The 16,293-nt window shown below is 46.3% G+C and carries 14 protein-coding genes and 1 tRNA gene; 2 read left to right on the top strand and 13 right to left on the bottom strand.

Going from position 1 to position 16,293, the window contains the following annotated elements:
- Positions 1-25 precede the first annotated feature (25 nt).
- The 3 genes from rimM to ffh form a co-directional block, all read right to left on the bottom strand.
- Entirely contained in the window at positions 26-574 is a 549-nt protein-coding gene (gene rimM, locus RXX31_RS08110) for a ribosome maturation factor RimM (protein ID WP_005379964.1), read from the bottom strand.
- A 30-nt stretch (positions 575-604) separates the two neighbouring features.
- Positions 605-853: a 30S ribosomal protein S16 gene (gene rpsP / locus RXX31_RS08105; RefSeq protein ID WP_005379962.1), complete on the bottom strand. Its 249-nt coding sequence runs from the start codon at positions 851-853 to the stop codon at positions 605-607.
- A gap of 208 nt (positions 854-1,061) precedes the next feature.
- Positions 1,062-2,444 (bottom strand): signal recognition particle protein, encoded by a 1,383-nt coding sequence (gene ffh, locus RXX31_RS08100; protein ID WP_317588630.1) that lies wholly within the window; start codon positions 2,442-2,444, stop codon positions 1,062-1,064.
- Positions 2,445-2,668: 224 nt separating this feature from the next.
- Here ffh and RXX31_RS08095 point away from each other — a divergent pair, with 224 nt between their 5' ends.
- Positions 2,669-3,463, top strand: coding sequence for an inner membrane protein YpjD (locus RXX31_RS08095; RefSeq protein WP_317588628.1), 795 nt, complete (start codon positions 2,669-2,671; stop codon positions 3,461-3,463).
- Positions 3,464-3,583: 120 nt separating this feature from the next.
- Positions 3,584-4,861 (top strand): HlyC/CorC family transporter, encoded by a 1,278-nt coding sequence (locus tag RXX31_RS08090; RefSeq protein WP_317588627.1) that lies wholly within the window; start codon positions 3,584-3,586, stop codon positions 4,859-4,861.
- A gap of 90 nt (positions 4,862-4,951) precedes the next feature.
- Here RXX31_RS08090 and luxS read toward each other — a convergent pair whose 3' ends face one another.
- From luxS to RXX31_RS08040, 10 genes are all read right to left on the bottom strand, one after another.
- Entirely contained in the window at positions 4,952-5,470 is a 519-nt protein-coding gene (gene luxS, locus RXX31_RS08085) for an S-ribosylhomocysteine lyase (protein WP_317588625.1), read from the bottom strand.
- A 69-nt stretch (positions 5,471-5,539) separates the two neighbouring features.
- Entirely contained in the window at positions 5,540-6,145 is a 606-nt protein-coding gene (locus RXX31_RS08080) for a hypothetical protein (RefSeq protein WP_317588623.1), read from the bottom strand.
- Positions 6,146-6,172: 27 nt separating this feature from the next.
- Positions 6,173-7,738 (bottom strand): glutamate--cysteine ligase, encoded by a 1,566-nt coding sequence (gene gshA, locus RXX31_RS08075; protein WP_317588621.1) that lies wholly within the window; start codon positions 7,736-7,738, stop codon positions 6,173-6,175.
- Positions 7,739-7,894: 156 nt separating this feature from the next.
- A complete protein-coding gene (locus RXX31_RS08070; protein WP_317588619.1) occupies positions 7,895-10,738 on the bottom strand; it encodes a pitrilysin family protein in 2,844 nt (947 codons plus the stop codon).
- Positions 10,739-10,747: 9 nt separating this feature from the next.
- Complete coding sequence (locus RXX31_RS08065; RefSeq protein ID WP_317588617.1) at positions 10,748-11,209, bottom strand: YqaA family protein; 462 nt, start codon at positions 11,207-11,209, stop codon at positions 10,748-10,750.
- On the bottom strand, positions 11,203-12,153 hold the full coding sequence (locus RXX31_RS08060) for an NADP-dependent oxidoreductase (protein WP_317588616.1): 951 nt from the start codon (positions 12,151-12,153) through the stop codon (positions 11,203-11,205). The genes RXX31_RS08065 and RXX31_RS08060 overlap by 7 nt, the downstream gene beginning before the upstream one ends.
- Before the next feature lie 137 nt (positions 12,154-12,290).
- Positions 12,291-13,421: a sodium ion-translocating decarboxylase subunit beta gene (locus tag RXX31_RS08055; RefSeq protein ID WP_317588614.1), complete on the bottom strand. Its 1,131-nt coding sequence runs from the start codon at positions 13,419-13,421 to the stop codon at positions 12,291-12,293.
- A gap of 9 nt (positions 13,422-13,430) precedes the next feature.
- Complete coding sequence (gene oadA / locus RXX31_RS08050) at positions 13,431-15,224, bottom strand: sodium-extruding oxaloacetate decarboxylase subunit alpha (RefSeq protein WP_317588612.1); 1,794 nt, start codon at positions 15,222-15,224, stop codon at positions 13,431-13,433.
- A gap of 31 nt (positions 15,225-15,255) precedes the next feature.
- A complete protein-coding gene (locus tag RXX31_RS08045) occupies positions 15,256-15,513 on the bottom strand; it encodes an oxaloacetate decarboxylase subunit gamma (protein ID WP_317588610.1) in 258 nt (85 codons plus the stop codon).
- A 551-nt stretch (positions 15,514-16,064) separates the two neighbouring features.
- Positions 16,065-16,141, bottom strand: a tRNA-Arg gene (locus RXX31_RS08040).
- Positions 16,142-16,293 lie beyond the last annotated feature (152 nt).

Genomic DNA, 16,293 nt, shown 5'->3' with positions numbered 1-16,293 from the left:
TTATCTCGCTCTGTAATTTTGGAGATTAGAATCCAGGATCCCAGTCAACTTCGATCCGTTGAGCTTCGCGATCAACATTAATGATCACTTGCTCTTCAAGGAACGGGATTAATCGTTCCTTTTGCCCGAAAGCATCTTTAAGATTTGCTTTAACAACCAGAACATCGTTTGAGCCAGTTTCTAGCATGTCAGTAACGACACCCAGATCGTAACCTTTAGTGGTTACTACTTGCATCCCAAACAATTCACGCCAGTAGAACTCATCTTCTGACAATTCAGGGAGTACTGCAGGGTCAATAGCAATTTCAAAGTTCGTCATTAAATGCGCGTCTTCACGAACATCCATGCCTTCCAGCTTAGCCACCATACCTTTGTTATGGCGCTTCCAGCTTTCTACTTTGTACTCAACCCATTTGCCCTTTTGGTTAATATACCAAGGGCTGTAATCGAAAATGCTTTCAGCATTGTCTGTGTAGGAAAAAACCTTAAGCCAACCTCGAATGCCGTAAGTAGCACCAAACTTGCCTACAACAATCTTTTCGTTGCTCATTGTTTCTTTACCTTTCATCGACATAAACTAGTTTCTACTTCTAACAGTAAAAAATTAAGCCGCTTTTTGAGCGTCTTTAACTAGCTTAGCAACGCGGTCAGATACAGACGCGCCTTGACCAACCCAGTGGTTAACGCGGTCTAGGTCTAGACGTAGACCTTCTTCTTGACCTTTAGCAGTTGGGTTAAAGAAACCAACTTTCTCGATGAAACGGCCAGTTGCAGCGTTGCGGCTGTCCGCTACTACGATTTGATAGAATGGACGCTTCTTAGCGCCGTGACGTGCCAAACGAATGGTTACCATGTCGTCCTCTTTGCTTTCTCAAAAATAAAATTAACCCCAAGAACCATTCATTAAATGAACAATTTGGGGCTCGTGCCAAAATAAAGCTCCGGAATTTTACTCTTATCCCGGAGCAATGCAAGGGGTTTAGTTACTTTTTCACCAACATAAATTGAAATTAAAGTTTGTGATGTAGCTAACACCCTGAAACTATAGTGTGGCCGGGTAATTATCGACCGAATGGATTGAAGCCACCGCCTCCGCCCATACCACCCATCATGCCTTGCATGTTGCGCATCATACCTTTCATGCCGCCTTTCTGCATTTTCTTCATCATCTTCTGCATCTGGGTGAACTGTTTTAGCAGACGGTTTACGTCCTGAACCTGTACACCTGAACCTGCAGCAATACGCTTCTTCCGCGAACCTTTGATGATTTCTGGGCGTTGACGCTCTTTCATCGTCATTGAGCTGATGATGGCTTCCATCTGCTTAAACATCTTGTCATCGACTTTATCTTTGACATTTTCAGGTAATTGAGACATGCCTGGAAGTTTATCCATCATGCCCATCATGCCACCCATGTTTTGCATCTGACCCAGCTGCTCACGGAAGTCTTCCAAATCGAAGCCTTTCTTCTCTTTGAATTTCTTCGCCAGTTTTTCTGCTTTATCTTGGTCAACGTTACGTTGCAGATCTTCAATCAACGACAGTACGTCACCCATGCCAAGAATACGTGATGCAACGCGGTCTGGATGGAAGGGTTCCAGTGCGTCAGTTTTCTCACCAACACCGAGGAATTTAATTGGTTTACCCGTTACATGGCGTACAGATAATGCCGCACCACCACGTGCATCACCGTCTACCTTGGTTAGAACCACACCAGTCAGCGGAAGTGCATCGCCAAACGCTTTAGCGGTATTCGCTGCATCCTGACCTGTCATTGCATCAACAACAAACAGTGTCTCTACCGGGTTAATCGCAGAGTGTAGATCTTTAATCTCACTCATCATCTGTTCGTCAATCGCCAAACGACCAGCGGTATCGACAATCAGAACGTCGTAGAATTTCTTCTTCGCGTGGTCGATGGCTGCATTCGCAATATCAATGGGCTTTTGGTCTGGTGAAGACGGGAAGAAATCGACGCCGATGTCTGATGCCAGCGTTTCTAGCTGTTTGATAGCCGCAGGACGGTAAACGTCGGCAGACACAACCAGAACTTTCTTCTTATCACGCTCTTTTAACAGCTTAGAGAGCTTACCTACCGATGTGGTTTTACCCGCACCTTGTAGACCCGCCATCAAAAGTACTGCTGGCGGCTGAGCAGCAAGGTTAAGAGCCTCGTTAGACTCACCCATTACCGCCTCAAGCTCAGCTTGAACGATCTTAATAAACTCTTGACCCGGGGTCAGAGATTTAGAAACTTCTACACCTACCGCTTTTTCTTTAACGCGGTTGACGAACTCACGAACAACTGGAAGCGCAACGTCTGCTTCCAGAAGCGCCATACGTACTTCACGCAGGGTTTCTTTAATGTTGTCTTCTGTCAGACGACCTTTGCCACTGATATTTTTCAGCGTTTTGGATAATCGATCCGTTAAATTCTCAAACATCTTTGTCTCTTCGCTAAAATGGCGATTAATTAGGGTGAGTATACCTTAGCCAAGGTCTGAGTCATACCCGTACCGCTGCTCTATTATTGTCTCTATTTCTATATGGAGGGGTAACTTATTAATTTCAATATCTCATCTATCGCGATTGTTGTCGCATAGAGCGTAGCCGCAAAGAGTAATGCAAGGTATAATTTCTCTATTGTGCACAACAACATTTAGGATTCATGGATAGCGTAATTGCCATCGCGGCCGCCATACTTTACGTATTAGCGATTGCGACGATCATACCCGGACTTTCACAGCAGTCAGTCATCAAAGCAAAAACCGTATTTGCCAGCGCTGCCTGTGCGCTTGTTTTCCATGCGTGGTTATTGAGTGATCTGATCCTCGATGGTTCTGGTCAGAATTTTAGTATTCTTAATGTCGCCTCTCTTATTAGCTTCATCATCTCCCTCGTAATGAGCGTTGCGATGCTAAAGAATCGGCTGTGGTTTTTGTTGCCCGTCGTTTATAGCTTTGCTGCCATCAACTTATCAGCAGCGGCTTTTTTACCGAGCACCTTCATCAAGCATTTAGAAAACGCTCCTAAGCTACTTATTCATATCTCTTTTGCTTTGTTTTCTTATGCCACGCTAAGTATTGGCGCACTATATGCTTTGCAACTAGCATGGCTTGACCACAAACTGAAAACTAAAAAGTCCCTGGCAATCAACCCTAACTTGCCGCCATTACTCATGGTTGAGCGTCAGCTGTTTAAAATTATTTTGATTGGTAATTTACTGCTGACGGCTACGCTTATTACAGGCTTTGTGTTTGTTCAAGATATGTTTGCAGAAGGAAAAGCGCATAAAGCCATTCTTTCTTTCATCGCCTGGATAATCTATTCAATATTATTGTGGGGCCATTATCAAAATGGCTGGCGTGGGAGAAAAGTAACCTGGTTTGCCGTAGCTGGAGCCACATTACTCACCCTGGCTTATTTCGGCAGCCGCTTTGTAAGAGAGATCATTTTGAATTAAGGCATTGATAAGCCCTTTATATTCAAAGTCAAATCAAATACAGTACCGTAAAACTATGACTTAGCAGTTATACATAGCTTTAAAAAAAACAACCCAATACTTACAAGGAACAGCAACGTTTTGGACGACATATCTACGGGTATCTTATTTGCGCTACTCGCGTGTCTTATCGTCATATCAGGTTACTTTTCCGGTTCAGAAACAGGGATGATGTCACTGAACCGTTATCGCTTGAAACACTTAGCCAAAAATGGGCATAAGGGAGCAAGGCGTGTCGAAAAATTATTAGACCGTCCGGATCGCCTGATCGGTCTTATTCTTATCGGCAATAACCTTGTGAATATCCTCGCTTCAGCAATTGCGACTATTATCGGCATGCGCCTCTACGGTGACATGGGTGTGGCGATTGCGACAGGTGCGCTCACCATGGTGGTTTTGGTGTTTGCCGAAGTGACGCCTAAAACCATCGCTGCTCTGTATCCGGAGCGCGTGTCTTACACCAGCAGTATTCTGTTAACAATCCTGATGAAGTTGCTTTCACCACTCGTGCTGTTAGTTAATTTCATTACCAATGGCTTCATTCGCCTGCTCGGAGTAAAGGCAGATCACTCGGTAGAAGATCACCTGAGTTCAGAAGAGCTACGTACAGTCGTAAATGAAGCGGGTGGCCTTATCCCTCGTCGTCACCAAGACATGTTGGTGTCGATTCTGGATCTCGAGCATGTCACCGTAAACGACATTATGGTGCCACGTAATGAAATTACCGGTATCGACATTAACGACGACTGGAAATCTATCGTTCGTCAGCTGACGCATTCACCGCACGGGCGTATCGTTTTTTACCGCGATCAAATTGATGAAGTAGTAGGCATGCTGCGCTTGCGTGAGGCTTACCGTCTGATGCTTGAAAAGAACGAGTTCACCAAAGAGACGTTACTGCGTGCGGCTGATGAGGTGTATTACATTCCCGAAGGGACGCCTCTGAATGTGCAGATGTTGAAGTTCCAGCGCAACAAGCAGCGTATTGGTCTTATCGTCGATGAGTATGGCGACATTATTGGTTTGGTGACACTTGAAGATATCCTGGAAGAAATCATTGGTGAATTTACCACTTCCATCTCACCAAGCTTATCTGATGAAATCAGCCCGCAAGGTGATGGCAGCTTCTTAATCGAAGGAAGTACGAATATTCGTGACATCAATAAAGGTCTGAAATGGCACCTGCCGACTGATGGCCCTCGTACACTGAACGGGTTAATCCTCGAGCACTTAGAAGACATTCCTGAAAGTCACCTAAGCGTGCAAGTATCTGGGCATCCAATGGAAATTGTCGAGATCGAAGAAAACCGAATTAAGTTGGTTCGCGTCTACCCCACGAGAAAGAAAGGCAGCAACTAACCCCCTCACAATGAGTTTCCTTGTAATGAAAAAATAGCCTGACAATGTCAGGCTATTTTGTTTATGGCGTTTGATAATAAGCTTAGAGCCTTAGTCGATACGAAGCTCTTTTAACATCGACTCTGGTAGAGCAAGCTCATCATTTTTGTTCACTGCCACACCCGAGTCCAGAATGTTTTTCGCAATTTGTTTTGCTTCATCCAATGAGTGCATTGCAGCGGTACCACACTGGTATTCATTCAGCTCAGGAATTTTGTTCTGGCTTTCTACTTTCAGCACGTCTTCCATTGATGCAACCCAAGCATCTGCGACTTGCTGCTCTGACGGAGTACCGATTAGGCTCATGTAGAATCCAGTACGACACCCCATCGGAGAGATATCAATAATCTCAACACTATCACCGTTTAGGTGGCTACGCATAAAGCCTGCGTACAGGTGCTCGAGTGTGTGGATACCTTTTTCAGAAAGGATGTCTTTGTTTGGTGCAGTAAAGCGTAAATCGAAGACAGTAATGGTGTCCCCTTTTGGGGTTTGCATGGTTTTCGCAACTCGCACAGCTGGTGCATTCATACGAGTGTGATCCACAGTAAAACTATCGAGTAAAGGCATTACATCTCTCCTGATTGTAATTCCAACACCTATTGGCATTGGTTATTCTATTCGTCCCTATTAGGGGGGCTAAAAGAACCAGCTGCTGTTGTCTTCCAGTTCCTGACGACATTGTTTCAGCTGCCAGCCATAATTCTTCGCGGTTTGTTCTACACGTCTCGCGACTTTAACTAAGCCAGGCTTCCTTTTATAGGTTCCGCGCTGATAACCGCCTCTCCCTTCATGATAGGCAAGATACTGGTTATATGGGTCCCATAAAGAGATACCAAGCTGGCGACGGGTTTCGTGGGTGTACCAACCAACAAACATCATAGCGTCATCAAAGTTAGTACGCGAGCCACCTTGCCCGGTCGAATCCTGAAAATCGTCCCAAGCGGGGTCTTGCGCTTGAGCATAGCCGTATGCACTACTGACTCTTCCCCAGGGGATAAAGCCAAGCACATAATCTTTGGGTGGTTTTGCGTCGTGTCGGTAAGCACTTTCTTGCTTGATAATTGCCATCGCGACCTGGATTGGAGTTCCCCACTCTTCTTCCATATCTTTGGCGTCATCATACCAGCCAGATTTCTCGCGGAATATCTCACAGAGATTATCTTGCTGCTGTGGTGGTGCCGTCGCACATCCAGCAAGCAACACACTACCTAAAAGCGAGACAACTACAGGTTTAATCTTCAACCCCACCCAATCCTTACTGTTCAGTGATTACTTTAAATAAGCAAAGTAGTCTTCCAGAAAGTCATCGAAGCTTAGCGTATCACTCTGCTCTGCTTGTTTCTGCTTCTCAACAGACGCCGCGACTTCCTGCTCCATCACATCTTGCGAGTAGTATTGATAGTTATGACTCAAGTTTTCTTCACGATGCTTGAGTCCAAATGTACAACCCACTTTGCCTAAACCGCCCAACTCTTTGGTGATTGCCAATAGCTGACCTGACGTGGTGAGCTCAGGCTCTTCAATCCATCCGGTTAGCTTATCGCAAACTTCTTGGTAAGCACTATCGCCGTTAACCTCGTCTATCGTTACGGCAATTTGTCGTAACTCTGCAAACACGCGATGAGCCCACTCTTGTAGAGGTAAGCGCTCTCCCTGGCAGCCGATCTGAAGCATCAAGCCTTTCTCACGACCCGATACAATGACCTTGCTCCAGTTATCACGCCAACACTCCAGCTCGCAGTTATCCATTGGTTCTGAGTCTGACAATGCTGCCCAAGTCAGGAACAGATCCAGGAAGCGTACTTGTTCTTCTGTGATACCGACTGGGCTGAATGGGTTCACATCCAGAGAGCGAACTTCAATATATTCAACACCCGCACGCTTTAAAGCCTCAGATGGTTTCTCACCACTTTTTGCTACGCGTTTTGGGCGAATCGGTGCGTAAAGTTCATTTTCAATTTGCAGAATATTCGAGTTAAGTTGACGATATTCTCCATCCACTTTCACGCCAATTTTCGCAAACTCTTCTGACGGACGACGAATGGCATCACTTAAGCCTTCTAGATACTGATCAATACTATTAAAGCCAATCTTCAGTGCGCTCTGTGCATTATTGGTGTAACCAAGATCACTCAGACGCAAAGAGGTTGATTTCGGCAGGAATAAAGTGCCACCCAGGCTTTCAAACGGTAAATCCGTTTCTCGACCTTGAATAAATGAACCACATAGCGCCGGTGAAGCACCGAAGAAGTACGGGATCATCCAGCCAAAGCGATAATAATTACGAATTAAGGCGAAATACGCGTCAGATTTCGTTTCCTGACGAGTTTCTTCATCCTGCTCACCATATAGCGAATCCCAAAACGATTCAGGGAATGAGAAGTTGAAGTGCACACCCGAGATAATCTGCATCAAACTACCGTAACGACGTTTTAAACCTTCTCGGTAGAGAGTTTTCATTCGAGCTGCGTTAGACGACCCGTACTGGGCAAGATTAATATTCTCTTCACCTGCTACGTAACATGGCATCGAAAGCGGCCACATTTTTTCTTCGCCCATTTTCGTTTGGGTAAAGTGATGAATATCTTTCAGTTGTGCCATTAGCTCCGGAATATCATGAGAAACCGGAGTAATAAACTCCAGTAGTGACTCAGAAAAATCCGTGGTAATCCATTGGTTTGTGAACGCTGAGCCCAACCCCTCTGGATGAGGTGTTGTTGCTAGCTGTCCATCCTGACGATAGCGCAAAGTTTCACGCTCAACACCGCGTCCAAACTGCTTAAATACTTCCGGGTTTGATGCAACTTTTTCCAGTCGCGCAGCAAAATCAGTCAAAATGAGGTTCGCTTATATTAGGAGCAGGCCACTTGCCATGCGGAGCAAGTGAAAGCTAAGTTATTGATATTTAGTTCATCTAGATAAAGAACCCATAAAAAGTCACTTATCTAGATGTATAGCGGAGAGCACGCCCTCCGCTATTAGATGTGTACTCTATCGAATGATTTCAAGCTCTTCTACGTCTTTCCCCAACTTTTCTAATTGAGGACGAAGTGATTTTGCGTCGCCAACCACAATGATTTGATAGTCATTTGGGTCAAACCACTTTTGTGCCAGGGTGTTAAGCGTCTGCTTATCCACTGTCTCCACAATCTCATTTCGCTGCTGTAGATAATCTTTATCGAGGTTGTACTTAAAGATATCACTGATGAGCTCCGCTTTTTGTGTTGGGGTTTCATATTTCAGTGCATCTTTTTGTCCTACGGCCTGACGCATAAACGTCAACTCATCGTCCGTCATACCAGCTTGAGAGAATTCGTTCAGCTCATTTTTCATCTCGATAATCGAAGCAATGGTCGAATCAGCACGCACTTGCGCGGTAAATACAACAGAGCCTGTTTCCGGGTTACCAGAGAAATAGCCATACGCACCATACGTGTAACCCTTGTCTTCACGTAGGTTTTGGTTGATACGGCTGTTAAAGTTACCTGCTAGGTTGAAGTTAGCCAACTGCCCTTGGAAAAACTCTCCCGTTGCATCGTAAGGCATTCCCTGGCGAACCATCATCACCACGCTTTGTGGTGCTCCAGGTTTATCAACAAGGTGAACTTTTTGCTGACCTAACGCAGGGATGCTTTGCGGCGCATACAATGGAGCTGCGTCATCCTGCCAGTTAGCCCAGAAGGCGAGTTTTTTCTCGATATCTTGCTTACTCACATCGCCAACGACCGTGATCTGAGCGCCATGTGGCGTGTAGTGCGTTGTATAAAACTCGCGGATATCATTAAGCGTCAGCGCTTTCATTCCAGCTTGAGTGCCATCTTTAGGACGCGCAAAAATGGAATCACCGTAAAGTACCTGACGACTTGCTTGCGCAGCCATCCAGCTCGGGCTTTGATGCTCATAAACTAACCCTTCCAGCGCTTGCTGTTTTACCCGCTCAAAGTCTTCTTGCTTGAATGCAGGAGACAACAGCATCTCTTCGACGATCTTCAGAGTTGGTTGTAAGTTTTTCTCTAATGCAGAGACACTGATATTGGTCGTATACCCGGTTGCATCGACAGAGATGACACTGCCGAGTTTATCGAGCTCAGCCTGAATCTCTTCCATACTGCGTTTCGTCGTGCCTTCCTGAAGCATTGATGCGGTAAGTTGTGCCAACCCTTCTTTGCCCTTTTCAACATAACGCGTGCCTGCAGGTAGGCTGAATTGCATCATAACGGTAGGCGTTTCATCGCTCACGGCGCCTAGAAGCTCAGAGCCATTATCGAAATGCACATCATACAGGTCTGGCATAGTTGCTTTTACCGGCTCACCCATTGGTGGCTGAACGGAACGGTCAAAGTCATCCGTAGCTCTGCGGTAAGCAAGTTGATCATCAGTGATCTTTTCATACTCAGGTAGTGTGCGCTCAGGTGTGACAAAAGTTGCCGGTTTCACAGCCAGGTCGGTTTTACCCGTAGGCACCACACTGAGCGTCACTTTTGATTTGCCCTGAATAAAATCACGGTAAACTTTATCAACAGACTCAGGCGTCACCGCGCGAATTTGCTCTAACTGTTTTTCAATTAAATCTGGCTGACCAAAGAACGTTTCGTTGGAGGCTAACTGTGTCACCTTACCTTTCACGCTTTCCAACGCAAAAATCGCATCGGCTTCAGCCTTACCAGTGAGCTGCTCCAGGCGATCTTCCGTTACACCAGTTTCAGAAAATTTATTCAAAGACTGCGCAAGGTCTGCATACAGCTGAGATAAATCGCCCTTGTCGCCAGAGTCTCCCATCGCATAGACAAAGAATGTACACGCCAGCTCCGCACAATCATGGAATGAACCCGCATCAACCGCTTTCTGGGTTTTCACCAGGTCTTGATAGAGCAAGCTGTTGGTTCCGCCACCAAGCACTTCGGATAAGGTATCCAGTGACGCTTGGCTCGCTTCACCATCGTAAGTGGTTGGCCAGGCGATCATCACCATTGGCTGCTGAATACGGTCTTCTAGCGTAATGTACTTGCTTTCGGTTAGTGTTGCTGGTTGTTTTGGTGCATTCTCAACTTCAGGACCACGAGGAATAGAACCAAAGTACTTGTTAACCCAAGTCAGCGTCTTCTCAACATCCAGGTCACCGCCTATCGTCAGTGTCGCATTATTTGGGCCATACCAACGTAAGAAGAAGGCCTTAAGATCATTCACATCGACGCGATCTAAGTCCTCCACATAGCCTATGGTTTGCCATGAATATGGGTGCCCTTCAGGGTATAACGCTTCTGAAATGCGTTCCCAGATCAAGCCATAAGGGCGGTTGTCGTAACGTTGAGCGCGTTCGTTCTTCACCGTTGAGCGTTGAATCTCAAACTTGTGCTGTGACACAGCATCAAGTAAGAACCCCATACGATCGGATTCGAGCCAAAGCATTTTTTCTAGTTGATTGGCAGGGACGGTTTCAAAATAATTGGTACGATCTCGGTTGGTCGTCCCATTGAGTGTCCCGCCTGCCTCAGTAATGATTTTGAAATGCTCTTGATCAGCAACGTTTTCCGATCCCTGGAACATCATGTGCTCAAAGAAGTGCGCAAATCCTGACTTACCAATTTCTTCACGAGCAGAACCAACGTGATAAGTCATATCCACATGTACCAGCGGATCGGAATCTTCTGGTGCGAGAATGACGGTCAATCCGTTATCAAGCTTGTATTTTTGGTATGGGATTTTAACTTTGCCTTCTTCCGCTTGAGATGACTCGACGAAAGTGACCCCCTCTGGCAGTGAAGAAACAGGGGATTGTGATGCACAACCCGTGATCACAAGCAGTGAACACGCGCCAACCAAAAACATTCTCATGTACTTTCCTTAAAATAATCCGAGATAGATGGCAGCTAGAAGGCTGTATCTAGCGGCCTTTCCAAAAAATATTAACATTACACACGGCAGGAATTTCATCCGTAACCATCCTGCCGCTAAGCACAACGGGTCACCAATAATAGGTAGCCAGCTGAAAAATAAAGCCCAGTAACCATATTTTGATAACCACTTTAACGCAGTATTGCCATGTTTTTCACCCTGGGTTTTATTTGGAATCCATAATCCGAGCCAGTAATTGGTTAAACCACCAAGGGTATTACCAATAGTCGCGACAACGATGATGGAAGAGACGGAGTATTGATTTAGAGAGAGGGTCGCGATGAGACTGGCTTCAGAGCCACCTGGAAGTAAGGTAGCACTGAGAAAGCCGGTCATAAAAAGCACCCACAATGCCGACCCAGAAAACCAAAGCGCGATGCTTTCAAAGCCAGCATTGAATGCTTCTAGCATGTCATATCAAGCAAAACCTTGCCTCGAGTGCGCCCAGACTCCACTTGCTCATGAGCTGCGACAACCTCGTCCATTGGGTACACCTGTTGAACCTCTGTTGTGAGTAGCCCAATATCCGCCATGTAGAGTAAAGAATCCAGTTGCTCTGGCTTAGGCTCAACTAACATACCGTTCGCTTCTAAGCCCAACTGTTTCGCTTGTTCGCAAATCTTCTCAGCGGTAATCGTAGGCACTGTCACTATTCTTGCGTTTGGCTTTAAACATTTGAGAGCGTCCAACGCCGCATCGCCACCCACTAAATCAATTAAAACATCTATGTCTTCAACACGTTCTGACACTGGCCCTAGTTGATAGTTCACTGCATGGGCACCAAGTGATGTGAGGTATTCGACATTTCGCTCACTGCAGGTTGTAAAGACTTCCGCCTTACTTGCCACAGCAAGTTGTACCGCAATGTGTCCTACACCACCCGCGCCAGCGAGAACTAAAACACGATCGCTTTCAGTGACATTGGCTTTTTCCAGCGCCTGAGCGGCGGTTTGACCTGCAAGAGGTAGTACCGCTGCCGCATCCAAACTGACATTAGTTGGTACGTGGCTCAGTTCTGACTCGGGTACACAGACATACTGACTGTATCCACCACCTCTGATCGGAAAACCAATAAATCCCGCAACCTTATCTCCAACAGCAAAACGGGACGTTTGATCACCACTTGATACGACTTCGCCTGAAACATCATATCCCGGAACCCAAGGCAGGTTATCTTTGTTTTGTGCTGCAGCCCAGCCCAGGCCTGCACGAGTCTTTACATCAATAGGGTTAATACCGGAAAAAGAGACTTTAATTAACACTTCACCTGACTGTGGTGACGGTGTTGGGGCGTGTTGAATCGCAAGTACGCTTGCATCTCCAAATTCAGTGATAACTATCTGTTTGTGTTCCATAAACCATTCCTTGAGAGACAAAAAGGGATGCCGAAGCATCCCTTTGACTATAAACCATTTTGTTTAACGAAGTTAATGGTGGCAAGTGGATAATTTAATCCCCAGCACACTCACTGCGTTAGTAGGGTATCGACACACTAACCAACCAGTGCCAATAGAATACCCGCCGCTACTGCGGAACCAAGAACACCAGCGACGTTCGGACCCATAGCGTGCATCAGCAAGAAGTTTTGCGGGTTTGCATCCAAGCCCACTTTGTTTACAACTCGCGCCGCCATTGGTACAGCAGAAACCCCGGCCGCACCAATCAGTGGGTTGATGTCTTCTTTCGAGAACTTGTTCAGCAGCTTCGCCATCAGAACACCCGCCGCAGTACCGATACTGAAAGCGACCGCACCCAGAGCCAAAATACCGAGCGTTTCCAGGTTAAGGAACTTATCAGCTTGCAACTTAGAGCCAACACCAAGACCAAGGAAGATGGTCACGACATTGATCAGCTCGTTTTGTGCCGTCTTCGATAAGCGATCCACAACCCCGGCTTCACGCATTAAGTTACCCAGACAGAACATCCCTACCAGAGGCGTTGCAGAAGGTAAAAACAGAATCGTCATCAGAAGCACTGCCATCGGGAAAATAACCTTTTCCCACTTACCGACATGGCGCAGCTGAGCCATTTTCACCTGACGCTCTTCCTTCGAAGTTAGCGCTTTCATGATTGGTGGCTGGATAATCGGCACCAACGCCATATAGCTATACGCCGCTACGGCAATCGCACCAAGTAAGTCCGGAGACAGTTTACTTGCCAGGAAAATAGCGGTTGGGCCATCAGCGCCACCTATAATCGCAATTGACGATGCGTCTGCCATGGAGAACTCCATACCAGGTACATAGTTAAGTAAAATTGCGCCAAATAGCGTTGCAAAAATACCAAACTGCGCCGCAGCGCCTAACCAAAGCGTTTTTGGGTTAGCAATCAATGCACCAAAGTCTGTCATTGCGCCCACACCCATAAAGATCAACAGCGGGAATACACCCGATTCAATCCCGATGTAGTAGACGTAGTACAACAAACCACCAGGCTCAGTAAAGCCCGCGTTAGGAATATTGGCTAAAATAGCACCAAAACCGATTGGAAGTAGCAGTAGTGGTTCAAAACCCTTTCGGATCGCCAAGAACAACAGAGTACAACCAACCAACATCATACAGATTTGGCCAAACTCAAAGTTAGCGATCCCTGTTTCTAACCATAGGGTCATCAATCCGTCCATGATACTCCCTTATGCCAGGCTAAGAAGAGGTGCACCTACGGTCACGGCATCACCTTCTTTCACATTTAATTCCTGAACGATACCACCGCGTGCAGCTCGAACTTCGGTTTCCATCTTCATCGCTTCTAAGATCAGCAGTACATCACCTTCCACAACTTCAGCACCTGGCTGTACATTGACTTTAAAGATGTTACCCGCAAGTGGCGCTGGAACTAATTCAGCAGAAGCGTTCGCAGGCGCAGGGGCTGCAGGAGCCGCCGCTTTTGCTGGCGCAGCGGATGGCGTTACTGACGTCAACTCACCTTGCGGTCCGACTTCTACTTCATAAACCTGTCCATCGACGCGGACACTGTATGCTTCAACGCCGCCCGCTGACGCTTGAACCGCTGGTGCCGGAGCAGGTTGAGCGCTTTCTAGAGTCGGAGCTGGTTCAAACGCCTCTGGGTTACCACGGTTCTTAAGGAACTTAAGTCCAACTTGAGGGAATAGTGCGTAAGTCAGAACGTCATCAACTTGCTCATTCGCCAGTTTAATGCCTTCTGATTTCGCTTTATCCATTAACTCAACCGACAACGCTTCCATTTCTGACTCCAACAAATCAGCTGGACGACATGTAATCGGCTCTTTGCCTTCAAGTACTTTAGCTTGTAGCTCTGCATTGACTGGTGCAGGTGTTTGACCATACTCACCCTTCAATAGGCCTGCTGTTTCCTTAGTAATGCTCTTGTAACGTTCGCCCGTCAATACGTTGATAACAGACTGAGTACCAACAATTTGCGAGGTTGGCGTTACCAATGGAATAAAGCCAAGGTCTTCACGAACACGAGGGATCTCTTCCAGTACTTCATCAAGACGATCTGCAGCGCCCTGCTCTTTAAGCTGACCTTCCATGTTGGTTAACATGCCGCCAGGAACCTGAGCAATCAGGATACGAGAATCCACGCCTTTCAATTGACCTTCCCACTTCGCGTATTTCTTACGAACTTCGCGGAAGTAAGCTGCAATGGGCTCTATCTCTTCCAGTTTCAGGTTAGTGTCACGCTCAGTACCCTGAAGCATCGCAACCACTGTTTCTGTTGGCGTATGGCCGTAGGTACTACTCATCGATGAAATCGCGGTATCAAGAATGTCGATACCCGCTTCAACCGCTTTGATTGCAGTTGCGGTTGAAAGACCAGTCGTTGCATGACAGTGCAGCGCGAGTGGCACATCACACGACGCTTTGATACGCGTGATCAGCTCTTCGGCCTCATAAGGTTTTAGAAGACCGGACATATCCTTAATACATAACGAATGGCAGCCTAAGTCTTCCAGACGTTTTGCCAGGTCAACCCACGTGTCTGCGTTGTGTACAGGGCTGGTTGTGTAAGACAAGGTTCCTTGTGCGTGAGCGCCCACATCCACGGTCGCTTTAACAGCGGCTTGGAAATTTCGCACATCATTCATCGCATCAAAAATACGGAAAACATCCATACCATTTGCATGTGCTCGCTCAACAAACTTCTCTACTACGTCATCAGCGTAATGGCGGTATCCTAAAAGGTTCTGACCACGCAGTAGCATTTGCATTGGGGTATTTGGCATCGCTTTTTTCAGCTCTCGCAAACGCTCCCACGGATCTTCTCCGAGGAATCGAATGCAGGAATCAAACGTTGCCCCGCCCCAAGTCTCGAGAGACCAATAACCAATCTTATCCAGTTCAGCCGCGATTGGCAGCATATCCTCGATACGCATACGCGTAGCAAACAGTGATTGATGGGCGTCTCTAAGGACCACATCTGTAATCGCTAGTGGTTTAGACATACTCTTAAACTCCTTTTTAATCCTATTTCGGCTACTTCGCGACAGAGGCGCGATGTTGATGAATCGCAGCCGATATCGCCGCCACGACTTGTGGACTAACAGCGGAAGAGGTTGATTGATTATTGGTATTAACTTTTGATGCAGCGATCGGCTCTAGTACTTCTTGTGGTACTAATCTCGACATAAGCCGAACGAGAAAAACAAGAATAGTGAGGAAAATAAACACGACCGCCATCCCAGTGATCATGAGAGTGGCCGCGTCTACTAGCAGGCTTCCTATATTAGTCATGTTGCTTCCTTTCTTTGTCATCCTGTCAGGCGCAGGACTTTAATTGTGTCATTTCCCGACCAAAGGATTATCTCGACTGGTTAAACTTTGTCAATTTTGTTTAAGGAAGGTTGGTAGTAATCCCGACAAATGATTATTCATTCACTACCCAGATCACATTTTCCATGCAAAAAATGTAGGCATCGTGGTTGATAAATTCATAAATAGATTACATAAAAGCGCATAGAAAAACTGCGAGAGGGCTTTCAAAACGGCGAGAGACAAAGTTTAATAATCTAATAATAAACAATAAGATAAGTCAATTTAACATTAATTAAACATAAATAAAACAAGACGTTTACGTGAGAACATAAAACAAGTGGATGTGAGGTTCAACAGCTAGAAAGCTCCATTTCCCCAGTTAAAAGTGCATCAAAAGACAAGGCCGTACGAATAGGCAGTTTTTGAATAAATCCGTAAAAACAGAAAGCCAAACTAAAGTGAGTCGAGATCGAAGAAAGAGGTAAATAGAAAAACAAAAAAGCCTCGCATAAGCGAGGCTTTGTAATAAGTGGCGCGTCCTGGAGGATTCGAACCTCCGACCGCCTGGTTCGTAGCCAGGTACTCTATCCAGCTGAGCTAAGGACGCGCAGTTTTCGATATCCAACGCCTGTAACAGGTGTTCAATATCAGGGCATTACCCTGTCTTTCATTTTCAAAAAATAGTGGCGCGTCCTGGAGGATTCGAACCTCCGACCGCCTGGTTCGTAGCCAGGTACTCTATCCAGCTGAGCTAAGGAC

Origin of the sequence: Vibrio sp. EA2, from assembly GCF_033042495.1 — a bacterium.
In the GTDB taxonomy this organism is placed as follows: domain Bacteria; phylum Pseudomonadota; class Gammaproteobacteria; order Enterobacterales; family Vibrionaceae; genus Vibrio.
Note: the sequence above shows the minus strand (reverse complement) of the source record. Positions and strands in the feature narration are given on the sequence as shown.

Excerpts from the sequence above, each read along its gene's own strand:
- rimM (WP_005379964.1), bottom strand. The coding sequence starts at position 574 with ATGTCGATGAAAGGTAAAGAAACAATGAGCAACGAAAAGATTGTTGTA.
- rpsP (WP_005379962.1), bottom strand. The coding sequence starts at position 853 with ATGGTAACCATTCGTTTGGCACGTCACGGCGCTAAGAAGCGTCCATTC.
- ffh (WP_317588630.1), bottom strand. The coding sequence starts at position 2,444 with ATGTTTGAGAATTTAACGGATCGATTATCCAAAACGCTGAAAAATATC.
- RXX31_RS08095 (WP_317588628.1), top strand. The coding sequence starts at position 2,669 with ATGGATAGCGTAATTGCCATCGCGGCCGCCATACTTTACGTATTAGCG.
- luxS (WP_317588625.1), bottom strand. The coding sequence starts at position 5,470 with ATGCCTTTACTCGATAGTTTTACTGTGGATCACACTCGTATGAATGCA.
- RXX31_RS08070 (WP_317588619.1), bottom strand. The coding sequence starts at position 10,738 with ATGAGAATGTTTTTGGTTGGCGCGTGTTCACTGCTTGTGATCACGGGT.
- RXX31_RS08065 (WP_317588617.1), bottom strand. The coding sequence starts at position 11,209 with ATGCTAGAAGCATTCAATGCTGGCTTTGAAAGCATCGCGCTTTGGTTT.
- RXX31_RS08060 (WP_317588616.1), bottom strand. The coding sequence starts at position 12,153 with ATGGAACACAAACAGATAGTTATCACTGAATTTGGAGATGCAAGCGTA.
- RXX31_RS08055 (WP_317588614.1), bottom strand. The coding sequence starts at position 13,421 with ATGGACGGATTGATGACCCTATGGTTAGAAACAGGGATCGCTAACTTT.
- oadA (WP_317588612.1), bottom strand. The coding sequence starts at position 15,224 with ATGTCTAAACCACTAGCGATTACAGATGTGGTCCTTAGAGACGCCCAT.
- RXX31_RS08045 (WP_317588610.1), bottom strand. The coding sequence starts at position 15,513 with ATGACTAATATAGGAAGCCTGCTAGTAGACGCGGCCACTCTCATGATC.